We start from the raw sequence: 14,877 nt of genomic DNA on the forward strand, positions 1-14,877 counted from the left end.
TCGCCGCCATAACTCAAGCTAAACAGACATTTTGTCTGCAACGATCTTTTGCACGCAAAAATAACTGTGAAGAACTTCTCAAAATGACACAGATACTTCCATACTCATAACACGCTTGTCATTCAGGAGAGGCCGATGGAAAGTTTGCACATGCGCCCCGTGATCAAAAAGCATTGTCTGACGCTGCTGCTAAGCGGCACCTTACTCTGCTTCTCGGCAGTGTTCCTGATGTATATCAGCGAGCATGGCTGGCTGTTTCTCCTGCTGATGCTGTTTCCAGCCATTTACCTGTCATGGCATGGCTTTAAACGCTGGTTAGAGCCGGATATTGGGCTGACACTGTCAGTCGGGCACATTCAGTATCATCACCGCCATGGCGGCTGGGCATTACCGTGGCAGGAAATTCAGAGTATTGGTGTACCACGCCAGCAAGTGGGGCTGGATTGGCAACCGCTAGACTATCTCGGCGTGCGTGTTAGAAACTACACCGCGATTTTAGACCGCATCAGCCCTGATTTGATCAACAGTCTGATTAGCGAACAACGCGATCTGATTGATATTGGTATGTCGCAAGAGGAATTCAGCGTCCCGTATGATGGCACGCTGCTGTATGACGACACACCAGTGGTGCTGCAGCAAGAAATTTACACCGGTACAGAAGCCATGCTGCTGAACCGGATGCGCCACTGCCGGCGTTTACTAGGCTACGATCTTTATATCCCCATCACTGCGCTGGATCGCTCCGCGCAGGAAGTGATTACCCTCTCGCGCAGCTATCGTGAACACGCCGAGCGCAGTGCTTATCAGTATGCTGACGGACAGGTGATCCCCGCCGCCGAATCCGGCTTAGCGCTACAACACCTGCACACTGATCAGCATACTGAATAATCATCGCGTAAGATGATGCACAGTCTTACCAGGCTGGCATATCCTCACCGACAAAAGGATTTGTCCGTTTCTCATGACCGATGGTGGATGACGGACCATGCCCCGGCACAAACACCGTATCATCACTCAATGACCACAATTCACTGCGGATCGAAGCCAGCAGCTGCGCATGATCGCCCATAGGGAAATCCGTGCGACCAATACCGCCTTTGAACAACACATCGCCAACGAACGCCATCTTCTCAGCCTGATTCACAAACACCACGTGACCTGGTGTATGACCTGGGCAATGACGCACTTCTAAGGTCATTTGACCGATACGAATTTCATCGCCGCCATTCAGCCAATGATCTGGCGTCAACGCACCACAATCGGCCAAACCAAACATCTGCGCCTGCTGCGACAACCCATCCAGCCAGAACTTATCCGCCATCTGAGGGCCATAAACCGGCACCCCATAATGGCTAGCCAATTCCGCTGCTGCGCCCACATGATCCAGATGACCGTGCGTCAGCAAGATATGCGTCAGGGTTACACCGGTCTGTTCAATGGCACGTTTTAAGGCTGGGGCATCACCACCCGGGTCAATTAACGCCGCTTGCAGCGTCTGCGAACACCAGATCAGGGAACAGTTTTGTTGAAACGCGGTAACCGGCAAAATCGTAAATTTCATGCTAAACCTGAGAAGAAAAAAGATCTGAATTCAGATTCTGCAATTTTCTGTCCCCGAAAAGCAATTTCTTCTACCACTTTTCCTGTCCTGCTCCATAGTATTAACGTGGATAAAAGGAATTTGTGCCATGTTTGATGCAGGTTATACAGAACAAGCCGTGCCGGCCGCTGAAATGCAATACTGCATCAGTATGGCTAGCCGTCTCTACAACGTACCGGGCATTTTGCTCAAAGCCATTTCACAAGTGGAAGGCGGCAAGAAAGGCACCATCAGTAAAAACAGCAATGGCTCTTACGATTTGGGGCCCATGCAGATTAACACCATACATTTGCCTCGCTTAGAAGCGCAGTTTCCCGGCCTAACGTGGAAAGCGCTCGCTAGCAATACTTGCTTGAATGTGGCGGTCGCGGGTGCTCTCTTGCGTGAACACCTGACCCAATGTCAGGAGGATGTGTGGTGCGCGGTGGGTAACTACCACTCCAAAACGCCCAAATACCACATTACCTATCGCACCAAAGTGGTCAATGCCTACCTCAGTTTGCTCATTGCCAAGCAAAACAAAAATACGGTCAAAAAAGCACGCCCTCGCCCCGATACCCAATCTTGATACCTGAAGCCCTATGGCTGCAGGTATTGATACACGCGTTCAGGCGTTTTTATAGATTGAAACGCGGATTGAAACGCAAAATGCACCATTAATTTGGCCTTAGCCGTCACTGTCATAATAACGGTGGCTAACGCGTTATTTTTTATTCCGGATCGAGAGACAAAAATAACGCGAATTTCTCATTCCCTCAGCACTCTCAATTTTTTTCGCCAATTTTTGTTAACGAATATTTATTGCACTACTCTGCTACCAAAATCCCTGTAACATTAACGGATATGTCATATTTTTAACGTAAATAATATCCGTTACTGCCGCTGACTTGGAGCTTAGGGATGATTAATGTGGATGATGTACTTCATAAATACGCACCAACACTGCCACAGCGTACATGGCTGTACCGTCCGGTGAGTTCCGTGCTGAAAAATCTGCTGCATGAAGACGATTTTCAGCAATTTGCGCGCACCTATCCGGACGTCACCGGATTTGAGTTTGTTGAGCAGGTTTTACGCTATTTTGATTTTCACGCTACGGTTCGCGATAACGCCCTAGAAAATATACCGGTCACGGGCCGCGTCGTTATCATCGCTAACCACCCTATCGGCTCATTGGATGGCCTTACTCTGCTGCGTTTGGTTGGTCAGCTGCGTAAAGATGTCAAAATCATCGCCAATAACATGTTGATGCAATTAGCACCGTTGGAGCCATTATTGCTGCCGGTTAATAACATGGGCGGCAAAACACCGAAAGAAAACCTGAATCAGATCCATCAGTGGCTAGAGCAAGAAGGCGCGGTGATTATTTTCCCTGCCGGTGAAGTATCGCGCCTGCGCCCTAACGGGGTGCGCGATACACGCTGGCATAGTGGCTTTTTGCGAATCGCCAGCCGCGCTCAAGCGCCAGTGGTGCCCATTTATATTAAAGGCCGTAACTCAGCGCTGTTTTACGGCACGTCGATGGTATACAAACCGCTGGCCACGTTATTGCTGGTCAAAGAGATGTTTAATCAAACCCATAAAGGGATCCAGATTAATATCGGTGCACCTATTCCCTATCGCAGTTATCACACCCTTTGCCATTTACCAACACCGACGCGGATCAAACTGTTTCGCAAACACCTGTATCAGCTCGGCTCCAATAAAGCAGGCGTGTTACCCACTGAAATCCCGATTGCCCATCCAGAAAATCGCGTGACGCTGCGTAAAGAGATCCAAGAGTGTGATTTGCTCGGAACCAGCAGTGATGACAAAAAAATCTACCTGTATCGCTACAGCGAAAACTCCGCCATCATGCGCGAAATCGGTCGCTTGCGCGAAGTCGCGTTTCGCGCTGTAGGCGAAGGCTCTGGGCAACGGTATGACATCGATGGCTATGATCGCCACTATGTCCACATTGTGCTGTGGGATGATCAGGATCTGGAGATTGTCGGCGCCTACCGATTGTGCGATACCGCTACCACCTTACGCGAAAAAGGCTTAGACGGTATCTATACCCACTCGCTCTTTCAATACGATGAAGGAATGACGCCTATCTTGCAGCAAGGACTGGAGTTGGGGCGCAGCTTCGTACAGCCGCGCTACTGGGGTTTACGCAGCTTAGATTATCTGTGGCTAGGCATCGGGGCATTTTTGGCGCGCAATCCGCATTTTCGCTATCTGTTCGGGCCGGTCAGTATCAGTAACGGTTTACCGCCGGAAGCGAAAAACCTGCTGGTTTACTTCTATCAAACCTATTTTGCCGCTCACCAGAGCATTGCCCGCTCACGTCGTCCTTATCAGCTGACGAACGAGCTGCAAAAAGAACTACAGCAACAGTTTTGCGGCACGGATTACCTTAAAGATCTCACGACCCTTAAATCGCTAATGCACCATTTTGGCGCGCAGATCCCGACCTTGTACAAACAGTACAGTGAACTGTGCGAACCTGGTGGCGTGCAATTCTTGGATTTTGGTACTGATCCGGACTTTGCTGACTGTATTGATGGCTTAGTACTGGTTGACACCAGCAAGCTAAAAGAGAAAAAACGCGCGCGCTACATCACACCACATTTAAGCGCGTCATCTCAGAAAGCAACGCAGGGTGACGCGAAGGCACAAAACACGGGCCTAACCACTCAACCGGCTCAATCATAGCCTGTCACACACAAGCCTTTGACACGCGACTCTTAGCACTACTCAGTAACGTTAAATAGCACAAAGCCCGAAACTCAGTTCGGGCTTTGTCATTATGCTGCAAGCAGATTTACCATGCGCGTACAGGGCCGGTATCCACATGCACAAAATTGCTTTTTGGATAGTAGCCCACACCGCCGGCTTTCATTTTCATGGCCGCTTTGCGGACATTACTCAATGATGCGCCTTCGATGCGAAAATCCACGGCACGTGCCAGAGTATGGTAGCTATGCTTAGCCACACCTCGAGAATGTTTGCGCAGATTTTTATTGGTTTTCGGTGAACGGTAGCCAGAAATCAGTTGGATTTCCCCACGTGCGCCGACCATCAGTTGAATGCGGTATAGTTGATCAAACAATCGTTTATCAATCTTGGTAACCTGATTAGCTCGGTAATCACGCAACAAAAAATTCAGGCGTGACAACTCTTCCGAGACGTAGTTTTTACCATCAAAAAACTCGGCCCGAACCTTTTCCCCGGTATTGATGTTATTCAATGTCAGGATCTTTGGTTTGGACGTAGATAATGAGGCCAAAGCTTGCCCGGGAAGCAGCGCACAACCGAGTACTACGCCACCTAAAGCAAGCCACTTACGACGACTGTGATCAATCCCTTGCTCAAGATCTTGCATAATTTAAGTGATTACTATCCGGTTAATTATAAGGAAACGCTATAAACCCAACGCGATGCACCTTAACCGCACAGGCAAAGTCAGTCAACCTATACGGCAGCACAAAGATCTGACAGATCCCTCTGACGCTGACCTATTTAAGACCGGATGTCAGTAGAAAGATTCGGATAAGCACCCATTTTCATGAACTTAATCACAAAATAAGTTTCTTCAGACAGAACATATCGAGACGTATCACAATATGACAGGGCAGAAATGATTTTTCTGATTCTGTTACTCAGATTCAGCTTTCGCCATCAATGTTCTGACAATACATCTGCGGTAAATGCTGGATATCAGAAAATATCGTGCTGTGACACGATTTCAGATTTATGTCGTGCTACCGCGCCCCTTCACGCTGAACTCAAATCGGGTATACGCCAATCAGGAACACTCTCAGTAGCCGCGTAAAATAACAGCATGAAATAGCGCCGTCAGGCATGCTGCAAAACCGCTAGATGAACAAGACTTGAAAACAAAAAAAGAGAAGCCAAAGCTTCTCTTTTTTGAGGTCAGATATATAGGTATCGCGCTCAGTCAGCCGCTTAATTGAGTAGCTGACGCAGGTTACGCTGTACCACCGCACTTGGGCGTGGCACCTTATCGTAATCGTAAATATCGGTACGATATTGCACCTGACCATCATCCCCAACCCAAGAAGAGAGATAATAGATCTGTACCGGCACTCGATTACGAATCGTCACATACTGAGTTTTGCCCTTATTCAGCGAATTTTCAATACGGCTTTGATTCCAACCAACTTCGCCCAACAGCATATCAGCCAGTTCAGCCGCTTTATTCACCCGAACACAGCCTGAGCTGAGCGCTCGGATATCTTTACCGAACAGCCCTTTGGATGGCGTATCGTGCAGGTAAATAGCCTCTGAGTTTGGCATATTGAATTTATAGCGGCCCAACGAGTTACCATCTCCTGGCGCTTGCTTGAGGCGATACGGGAAGTTCTTCGCTGACATCATGCTCCAATCGATATCATACGGCGAGATCTCGTAAGCGTTCTCAGTCCAGTCACTCAAGATCACATAGCCATGCTGCGCCAAGTAGCTCGGATTTTGCTTCACTTTCGGGATGATATCTTCACGGATCAGCTTAGTCGGTACCGACCAAGGCGGGTTCAGCACCACATTATTCAGCTGGCTATGCATGAACGGCGTTTTACGCGCCGGACGGCCGACAATCACTTTCGAGTCCAGCACCTTTTTACCATCGCGGAAGTAATCCAGACGATAATCTGGGATGTTGACCCAAATACCATTGGTTTTCTCTGCCGGTAACAAACGCAGACGCTGCATGTTTAACGCCAGCAAGGTCGCGCGCGCTTGTGGATCTTGGTTTAACCAAAAACGTGTCCGTGGCCCAATGACGCCGTCAGTCGCCAACCCATGACGAGCTTGGAAACTCTCGACCGCGCTGACCAAGGTCGCGTTATACAGGTCATCACCGTTATCCTGATAATCGGCAGGCAAATCGCCGGTTAAACGCAGGATCTGCGCCAGACCAATCACCATTGGGCTGTATTCACCCGGACGCAAGGTTGTCGAGGTGACCAGCTGCGGCCATCCCTTTTCATGCTGCTCTTCCAGCAAAGTATGCAGTGCTTTTTGCATCTTCGGATATTGCGGGTTCATGGGCGCTAGCGAATCAATAAACGCCGTCAGGCGATTTTGGTCTTTGGCTTTCAGCCAAGCCAGAACACGCTCTGGAGATGGTGCCGGTAAACGTGCCATCTTGTTGTTGCCATACAGCCAGACACTGCCGTTTGCACCCACATTTTGCACATAGCCCAGATAACCCAGCATCGCATCAGACAGCAGTTTATCGCGCGCCATCTCTGATAAATGGGTATTGCTGATCTCTTTGACCCACTGGGTAAAGCGCGGATTGATCCCCGCCAAGGCCAGTTCATTCAGCTGCACCAAAAAGGCGCGTGTCGCCTCTTCGTTTTGCCACAACGGCTGCATATTACTGGCGGCGTACAGCTTATTGACCTGCTGTGGGAAGTTAAGCTCCACATGCTGCGGTAAACCCTGCTGCACAGGTCCGGCGACATTTGCTGTGTCTGCCTCATTGGCGGCCGCCGCAACGCCAAAAGGCTGCACCAATAATGCAGAAACCAATAAACAACCAGCGGCTTGAGTGACTTTCGATGGACGCATCTGAATTCGGCTCTTTAAGCGAGATTATCCGCACAAATAATGTGCAGGTTGGATGTTATTAAAATATAGGATAAAAAAAGCATACTCCAATCATGCGCGGTAATCTATTTTTAACCTCATCATTTATTTACAACACATTGCTGATAATAAAAGAAAAAGCTGCGCATGACGGATTATCATGCACAGCTTTTTATTAAAATTCTACCGAAAAATTAACCGTTCAGTATCACAAGATCTCGGCACTCTCAGGCGCTGCTTGCGGCGCACTTTGCGGTAACTCAGCCCCAAAGCCACGCAGCCCCACCACATGCACATGCTCGTGGTTTTGGAAGATCTTACGTACCAGTTTGTAGGTGGTCCCCTTCTCTGGGCTGATGTTTTCTGGCGCAGCAATCAGCAGCTGCATATCCAGACGCTCACACAGCTCAAACAAAGTAGCGATAGATTTCGCATCAAGACGCGCAGCTTCATCAAGGAACAACAAGCGGCACGGTGCAATGTCTTTACCACGCAGACGGCGCGACTCTTCTTCCCAGCTTTGTACGACCATCAGCAAGATAGCCATACCGGTACCGATCGCCTCACCGGTAGACAACGCCCCACTTTCGGCGCGCAGCCAACCATCCGAGCCACGGAAGACTTCTACTTCCAAATCCAAGTAGTTACGATAATCCAGCAACTCTTCACCGATAGTCTGCGGCGTGCGCTGACCCATATCGATGTGCGGATTCAGGCGCTGATACAGCTTCGCCAACGCTTCAGAGAAGGTCAGACGATTGTTAGAGAACAAGTCCTGATGCTGCTCTTGCTGATCAGACAGGCCGCTCAGCAACATGGCGTGACTATCACGGATATTCACCGACAGTCGAACACTTTGTACCTGACCAAACGAGATATTCTGCAAGCCTTGGTTCAGCATGCGAATGCGGTTTTGCTCGCGCTGAATGGTCTTACGCATGATGTTGGCTACCGCTTCGGAGCTGATTGCCAGCTTCTGTTCGCGGCTAGTCAGCTCTTCGGTCAGACGCGCCAGCTCGATTTCCATCTGCTCGATAGCATCCACCGGATCGTCGGTACGGATGATGTCCTGACGAATACGCTCACGCAGGTGCTGATACACGGCAATGTAGAACAGCACTTTCTTCTGTGGATAACGCGAATCTTCTGATGCACGCAGTACATCGCGCAGCATCTCGTTATTCGCCACCGCTTGGCGCAACGTACCCAGCGCTTTATCCGACATCGAGCGCAGCTCGTCTGCTGACAAGTAAGCCAGCTCACGACGATGCAAACGACGCTCCACATCGTTATCGCGCGCCAGACGCAGTACCGCACACCATTCCGCTTTGGCTTGCACCACTTGCTGACGCAGGCTCAGATATTCACGCTCCAGCTTACGCAGACGTTTTTGCTGGCCATCCATTTCGGCTTCCAGCGTCGCGATCTGTTTTTCCAGCTGGCTGCAGCGCTGACGGTTGTTGCTCAGCTGGGCATGCAGCTCGTCGCGGCGGCTACGTGCGCGGGCTTCCGCATCGGCATCAGCGCGCACGCCAATGTCTTGCATCTCTTGCTCCAGCTCTGCCAGCATATCGCGCTTAGCATCGTGCGAGCTGCGTAACGAAGCAAACACCTGATGATATTGGCTGTGCTGGCTTTGCAGTTGACGCAGACGATCACGCTGACGGCTACGCTCAGCTTCGGCATGCGCCAGTTGCTCACGCAGTTTTTCGGTTAGACCAGAGGACTCACCGGCCATACCCACGGAGTCGGCATAAGCAAAGTAAGCGCGGCGCTGCACCACTTCAGACAGGGCAAACAGCTTTTGCTTAGCTTCACGCTGCTGGTTTTGCGCCTGCTGATAATCGGCTTGCAAGCTATCTTGCTGCTGCGGGTCATTTTGCAGTACCGACAACAACGGCTCTAATTGTTGCAACTGCACGCCGTATTGCTGGATATAACGCTGGGCTTCCAGCGCCGCATCCAACTCTTCGCGCAGCACTTCGGTGCGATCAATAAGATCTTCATCGGCCAGCAACGCGGTCAACGGCACCAAGCGATTGAGCAGGTTCAGTTGTTCACGCAATTGTTCTTGTGACGTGCGCAGCTGTTTTTCAATGGCATCGGCCTGCGCCAGCTCACGTTCGATATCACTGCGCTGCTGGTTCAGCAGACGAATTTCTTCCTCTGGATCAGACTCAAACGCCACTGCCAGATGCTCACCGACAAAGCGGCTAAACGCCTGATGCAGGCGTTGCAGTTTTTGCACGTCAAATGACAGCGTGGCGTAACGCTCAGCTAACTCTTCACGCTCCGCGCGCAACGTTTCCAGACGGCTTTCGCGTGCGGCACGACCAAACAGCGGTACAGCTGGGAAGCGCGAATAACGCAGCTGACGCTCGGAGATCTGCACCACCACCGCGCCTTCAAGCTCTTGCGTTTCAAAAACGCTGTCATCGAACGACTGCGGATCGCCTTCAATCAGATACAAGTCTTCTGGGCAGTCATCCACCAGCTCTGGCATCAGTTCACGTACCGCAGAAAGATCTTGCACCACGATGCCATGACGCGCCGGACCATACAGCGCCGAGAAGTACGGCGCATCATCCAGCGTCACATCATCATAAATTTCGGACAGCAATACACCGCCCAAACGCTCCGCCAGCGCAACCAGACGGCTATCTTCCGCCCCGCCCGGTTGTGCCAAACGTTCGATTTGCGCTTCGATAACGGCCTTTTTCGCGGCCACCTGATCGCGCGCCACGGTGCGCTCACGTTCTTGCTCCAGCAGATTTTGCATCTGCTGCATCACGGCTTGCGCATCTTCCAGTGGCTGTTCAATCTGGGTGCTTAAGGTATTCAGCGCATCTTGCGCGGTCAGCCACTGCGGCGCACGCTTAGACAGCGCGGCAATCTGACCGGCAAACTGCTCGCGTTGCTGACGCAAGCTGCTACGCTGCTCCAGATGCTCAGACAGCTCCGCCGCAACGGTTTCAGCTTGCAGATCCAAACGCGCTTGCTCTTCAGCCAGCTCAGCCGGATGATCAATGCGACTGCCACTACGACGGATAAAATCATTGAGCAGACGCTCAGCATCTTGCTGACTACGCAAACGCTGCTCTAGCTCGGCCAACTGACTGCGCAGCGGGGAAACTCGCTCGGCCAGATGCTGTTGCGAAGGCAAATCACGCAACAGTTCACGGGCGGTTTGCCACGCATCACTGCGCGCCACTTCACCGGCAATGCGACAAACCAGCTGATACGCGCGATCAAATTGACCGGCAGCGGCTTGCTCCACGTTCACTTTCTGTTCAAGGCTCAGCAAACGCTCGGTGGCTTCCTGTTCACGGGCCACAAACTCCTCTTGCCATTCAGCAGCATTGTCAGCAGTCAGCTCTGGCAATGCACACAGCGCGCGCGCTTTTTCCAGCGCCTGCACCGCTTGCTGATATTGCAGGGCACGAGTTTGCTGGGAATCTAGGGCTTGCTGGTAATCGGCCAACTGAGACTTGAGATCGTCCACCTCAATTTCCGCGCCTTCTGCCAGCTCTTCAGCTTCGGCCAACGCTTCGGTGGATTCGGCGACCACTTCGTTCTGCTCTTCCAAACGAACCGACAGCTCTTCTAAATCATCGCGATAACGCTCGATTTTCTCTTGCTGACGCAGAGCGGTCATCACCAAGTTCAGGTGATCATTGGCCGCCTGATGATCGGCTTCCAGATCGTTTTCGGCGCCTTTGTGCTCCGCCAGCTCGCGGCCCATCTCGACCAGACGATACTGCTGGTTAACCAGCTCACCGCGAACACCGAACCATTCACGGCGCAGATTCAGCACATCTTCCAAATGCTGACGGCGCTCGTTGGCATGCCGCATGTAGTCCGCCGCCACATAGTTGGTGGCTTCGGCAATCAACTGCTTGAACATGTCACGGTCAGACTGGGTGACGCGAATCGCTTCCAGCGTCATGCGGTTTTCACGCAGCGCCGCTTCCATATCTTGGAAGGCTTTACGCACGCCAACGTTTTCTGGCAGCAAATAATCGCGCAGAGAACGGGTAATGGCGCTGGAAATACCACCGTACAGAGACGCTTCAATCAGACGATAGAACTTACTGCGATCAGATGAAGAGCGCAGACGTTTCGGGATCACACCCATGTCGAACATCAGGCTGTGATAATCAGCAATCGAGTTGAATTGCTTAAACTGCACGCCTTCCAGCTCATCGACCAAATCACGCACTTCTTGCAGCTGGCGAACACGCGCTTTGGAGTCCGACAGTTTTTCGGTCAGCAAATCGGTCGGATTGGTGGCCATCGGCAAGCCTTGAATCGCAAACGGCTTGATATCCACCTTGCGATCACGACCGGCGACTTGCTGCAAACGAACACCAATCAGCATACGTTGATTACGTGAGTTCAGCGTATCAATAGCGGCATAACAGACACCGGCTTTCAGCTTACCGTACAGACCTTTATCGCGAGAGCCTGAGGTCGCGCCCGCTTCGGTGGTGTTACGAAAGTGCAGTAACGTCAAATCGGGGATCAAGGTGGTGACAAAGGCCGCCATGGTGGTGGACTTACCCGCACCGTTACCGCCGGACAACGTTGTGACCAGATCATCAAGATCAAATGTCCGAGCAAAGAAGCCGTTCCAGTTAACCAGTGTTAATGAGCGAAATTTTCCGCGTTCGATCATGTTCGATTATTCCTCACCATCATCGACGATGGTTTCGCCCGCATCGTCCACAGCATCATCTAATGACAACGTGTCTGCCGCCATCGCTTCCCCATCACGGATCATGCGCAACTGCGCTTCGCGTGGATCATCGCCGCTACGAACATCCGCGCCAAAGCGGAATACCGCTTCGGAGATACGGAATTTGCCGCTGTCACCAATCATCACCAGCATGCCCAGACGGCGCAGGCGGTTCAGGGAGGTATTCACCTTCTCCTGCAGCTTTTTGCGGTCCAGATCCGAGCCAGTCGAGCGGTTATTCACCAGCTTGAGCAACTTGGTTTCGTCGGCCAAATTCAGCAGCTCGTCATACAGGTCGGCTACGGTAAAAATGCCTTCTTGTGCCAGACGCTCAGGGCTGAGGTAGAGGTAACACAATACCTTGCCGACCATCATGTCGAGCTCAGACAGCACGCTTCGTGCAATCAAGGTGGTTGAGCGTGGGCGCAGATAGAAGAACCCTTCCGGCGCGCGGATTAACTCCACGTTATAGCGACGGTAAAACTCATCCAGCTCACCTTGGAAATCCATCAGGAAGGCATGGTTATCCAGATCTTCCAAACCGATGTGACGACCGGCGCGCAGCTGGCTGTCGAGGACAGGGAAAATCGGATTAGCAATCGCCTGTGCCATACGCACAGGAATATATTGATCAATATTCATCGATGACATGGGCCTGAACCTTGGCTCCGTGGTCGTTAATGGCCTGCCATTCTGGCTGCAGGCCGGCAAAATCGGCTTTCGCTACCCCAAGGCGTACCGCTTGGTCAACAAGCAGACGCGATACATCAAAGTGACGCGCACCTGGGAAGCGTCGTAAGAAGTCTTTCAGCACCGCCGCCAAATCAAGCGGACGCTGCTGCTGGCGATACTCAATCAGCAAGCTTTCAATGCTGGCGGCCAGTTGCTCGTTCAGATCGCTTAAGCTTTCGTACTCCAGCTCTGGCGGTAAATCCCCCACCGCAATCTCGTTACGCAGCGCCATCTCTTCGTCGCGCATATCCAGCAGACGATCGGCATTGGCGTGATACAGTACCCACGGCATATCAAAGTAATCGCGGATAGACTGGCGCAGACGCTGAGCAAAGATCCGATTTTTATCCATATCAATTGCGGTACGGATAAATTTATGGACGTGGCGGTCATAGCCAATCCAAAGATCAATGGCTTGCTGACCCCAACTGATAATGCGGTCGAGCTTGGCTTGCAAGTCCAGCACCAGTTGATCGACAAACGCCAGATCATCGTGGCCTAAAGTGGCATCTTGAATGCGCAGCAAACGGGCTTGCAGCTTGTCGCCAGCGGCTTCCAGCGTATCTTGCAGTTCGCGCAGGTTACCGGAGGTTTGATCCAGCAACGTTTCACAGCTGCTGATCGCCGCCCGCCAATCTTTGCTCAGTAGCGCAGCAATATCGTCTTTCACGGCTTGCTGATGGTCATCCATCAGACGCTGGGTCAGGTCGATACTGTCAAAAATTTCAGCTACGGAATATTTGAGCGGTGCATAGACATTACGCCGCCAGTGGGCGTCATCCCCGTTCTCTTCTGCCGCTTCCGCCGCACGCTGAATCTCATCCGCCACAATCGACAGCTGGACAGACAAACGCAGCGCTGAAAATTCACGCTGACGAATATAGTAATCGGTAATGCCAATGCCGAGCGGGGTCAGGCGATAAATTGACTGCCCTTCCATCACTTCGCTGGTAAAACGACTCAGTAAACGCTGGCGAACCAGATCGTTAATGGCGTTGTTGGCGCGCTGATTCAGGGTTTCATTGGCCAGACTGAAGCTTTCGCTCACATGACGAAACGCATCGACCAGTTCCCCTTCTGACATTTCGCCATCAAAACGCTCGGTATTGAGGGTGGCAATGGCAAGCAGAAAAGCCAGACGCTCCACCGGCAATGCAATGGAGAAGTCATTTTTCCTCGCCCAGGCGACCAGCTCAGGTACGGTCTGGGAAAATTCACTCATGCAATGTCCCTTAAAATTTCATCTCAGGCTTGCGTGCCATGACATGAATGTAACGGCCAAGACTAATATAAGGCTCTTGCCGGCAATAACGCTGCTCCATTTCCAGCAGCAGCTCAAATTTGGTTTCCTGCTGTGATTTATCACGCAGATAATCATGCAATACGCGCACACCGGTCTTACCGACAATGCGTAGCTGCAAATCGGTTAACCATTGATACACCTGCTCAGGGTGGCGCGGATGAGTCGGCACTAAAGATTTTTTACGTCGCCGCGGCATGCCCGCATTCACGTAATCAAAGTTGCCGCCAATCAGGTGATGATGCAGCATGCCATTGTAGTTATAAAACATTAATGACAGCGCGCCGCCCGGTACCAGCTGCTCCGCCAAACGCGTCAGCACATCGACCGGATCTTCGACCCATTCCAGCACAGCATGGAACAATATCAGATCTACTGGAGCGTCTAAATGCTCTCCCACCTGTTGTGCCGGACAGTGCACAAACTGCATGCGATCAGACAGCCCTTCGGCAGCGGCCGCAGCGGCAGCACTTTCTAGCATCTCTTGCGAAATATCGCACAAGGTGACGAAATGCCCTTGTGACGCCAGAAAACGAGACAACTGCCCCATTCCACCACCGGCATCCAAGATCCGTAGCGGACGCGCAGGCAGCTGCGCCAGCAGATGATTTAAATCTTGCTGCAGAACGGCTTCACGGATCCGCCCTTTAGTCGAGCCGTAAATATTCTGTGCGAACTTATCGACAATGCCGTCAAAATTCTGATCTTCAGACACCGCTGGCACCCACTCATGCATGAAAGGTCCTATTTTGACATATTCTGCGCGGAAAAATGCCCTTTGCCGGTCTGATCGGTTTTTTATTATTCAATTATGACGTTGTGCACGGGAAGAGAGGTGGAAAGCGGATTTTTTGCGATCGTTTTGCGCGGTTTTAAAGGGAAATACCCGCCGGTAAAGGGGCGTCTGCAAAG

The 14,877-nt window shown here is 51.5% G+C and carries 10 protein-coding genes; 3 read left to right on the forward strand and 7 right to left on the reverse strand.

Translation table 11 applies throughout. The features are described 5' to 3' along the window. Positions 1–135 precede the first annotated feature (135 nt). A complete protein-coding gene (locus tag LQ901_RS07455; RefSeq protein ID WP_052181309.1) occupies positions 136–888 on the forward strand; it encodes a DUF2982 domain-containing protein in 753 nt (250 codons plus the stop codon). 25 nt (positions 889–913) lie between these two features. Here LQ901_RS07455 and LQ901_RS07460 read toward each other — a convergent pair whose 3' ends face one another. Continuing rightward, positions 914–1,561 carry an MBL fold metallo-hydrolase gene (locus LQ901_RS07460; protein WP_039045342.1) on the reverse strand — a complete coding sequence of 216 codons (648 nt, stop codon included), beginning with the start codon at positions 1,559–1,561 and terminating at the stop codon, positions 914–916. A 127-nt stretch (positions 1,562–1,688) separates the two neighbouring features. Between LQ901_RS07460 and LQ901_RS07465 the strand changes: the two genes are divergently transcribed. Both LQ901_RS07465 and LQ901_RS07470 read left to right on the forward strand, forming a co-directional pair. After that, entirely contained in the window at positions 1,689–2,168 is a 480-nt protein-coding gene (locus tag LQ901_RS07465) for a lytic transglycosylase domain-containing protein (protein WP_052181308.1), read from the forward strand. 332 nt (positions 2,169–2,500) lie between these two features. Beyond that, entirely contained in the window at positions 2,501–4,297 is a 1,797-nt protein-coding gene (locus LQ901_RS07470) for a lysophospholipid acyltransferase family protein (RefSeq protein WP_233672118.1), read from the forward strand. Between the two features lie 109 nt (positions 4,298–4,406). On the opposite strand, the gene LQ901_RS07475 is transcribed toward LQ901_RS07470, so the two are convergent. From LQ901_RS07475 to cmoM, 6 genes are all read right to left on the reverse strand, one after another. Continuing rightward, positions 4,407–4,967, reverse strand: a complete 561-nt coding sequence (locus LQ901_RS07475) for a YcbK family protein (RefSeq protein ID WP_039045343.1) — start codon at positions 4,965–4,967, stop codon at positions 4,407–4,409. Between the two features lie 584 nt (positions 4,968–5,551). Next, positions 5,552–7,180, reverse strand: a complete 1,629-nt coding sequence (gene ldtD / locus LQ901_RS07480; protein WP_233672119.1) for a L,D-transpeptidase — start codon at positions 7,178–7,180, stop codon at positions 5,552–5,554. A 226-nt stretch (positions 7,181–7,406) separates the two neighbouring features. Continuing rightward, positions 7,407–11,873: a chromosome partition protein MukB gene (gene mukB / locus LQ901_RS07485; protein WP_233672120.1), complete on the reverse strand. Its 4,467-nt coding sequence runs from the start codon at positions 11,871–11,873 to the stop codon at positions 7,407–7,409. A gap of 6 nt (positions 11,874–11,879) precedes the next feature. Beyond that, positions 11,880–12,584: a chromosome partition protein MukE gene (gene mukE, locus LQ901_RS07490; RefSeq protein ID WP_010861827.1), complete on the reverse strand. Its 705-nt coding sequence runs from the start codon at positions 12,582–12,584 to the stop codon at positions 11,880–11,882. Further along, the gene (mukF, locus tag LQ901_RS07495) at positions 12,565–13,887 is read right to left on the reverse strand and encodes a chromosome partition protein MukF (RefSeq protein WP_064977574.1); all 1,323 of its coding nucleotides are present in this window, start codon (positions 13,885–13,887) and stop codon (positions 12,565–12,567) included. The genes mukE and mukF overlap by 20 nt, the downstream gene beginning before the upstream one ends. A 10-nt stretch (positions 13,888–13,897) precedes the next feature. Continuing rightward, positions 13,898–14,701: a tRNA uridine 5-oxyacetic acid(34) methyltransferase CmoM gene (cmoM, locus tag LQ901_RS07500; protein ID WP_047707716.1), complete on the reverse strand. Its 804-nt coding sequence runs from the start codon at positions 14,699–14,701 to the stop codon at positions 13,898–13,900. Positions 14,702–14,877 lie beyond the last annotated feature (176 nt).

Source organism: Plesiomonas sp. PI-19 (assembly GCF_021368255.1).
In the GTDB taxonomy this organism is placed as follows: Bacteria; Pseudomonadota; Gammaproteobacteria; order Enterobacterales; family CAMTGL01; genus Plesiomonas; species Plesiomonas shigelloides.

Excerpts from the sequence above, each read along its gene's own strand:
- LQ901_RS07460 (WP_039045342.1), bottom strand. The coding sequence starts at position 1,561 with ATGAAATTTACGATTTTGCCGGTTACCGCGTTTCAACAAAACTGTTCC.
- cmoM (WP_047707716.1), bottom strand. The coding sequence starts at position 14,701 with ATGCATGAGTGGGTGCCAGCGGTGTCTGAAGATCAGAATTTTGACGGC.
- LQ901_RS07475 (WP_039045343.1), bottom strand. The coding sequence starts at position 4,967 with ATGCAAGATCTTGAGCAAGGGATTGATCACAGTCGTCGTAAGTGGCTT.
- LQ901_RS07470 (WP_233672118.1), top strand. The coding sequence starts at position 2,501 with ATGATTAATGTGGATGATGTACTTCATAAATACGCACCAACACTGCCA.
- LQ901_RS07465 (WP_052181308.1), top strand. The coding sequence starts at position 1,689 with ATGTTTGATGCAGGTTATACAGAACAAGCCGTGCCGGCCGCTGAAATG.
- mukF (WP_064977574.1), bottom strand. The coding sequence starts at position 13,887 with ATGAGTGAATTTTCCCAGACCGTACCTGAGCTGGTCGCCTGGGCGAGG.
- mukE (WP_010861827.1), bottom strand. The coding sequence starts at position 12,584 with ATGTCATCGATGAATATTGATCAATATATTCCTGTGCGTATGGCACAG.
- LQ901_RS07455 (WP_052181309.1), top strand. The coding sequence starts at position 136 with ATGGAAAGTTTGCACATGCGCCCCGTGATCAAAAAGCATTGTCTGACG.
- ldtD (WP_233672119.1), bottom strand. The coding sequence starts at position 7,180 with ATGCGTCCATCGAAAGTCACTCAAGCCGCTGGTTGTTTATTGGTTTCT.
- mukB (WP_233672120.1), bottom strand. The coding sequence starts at position 11,873 with ATGATCGAACGCGGAAAATTTCGCTCATTAACACTGGTTAACTGGAAC.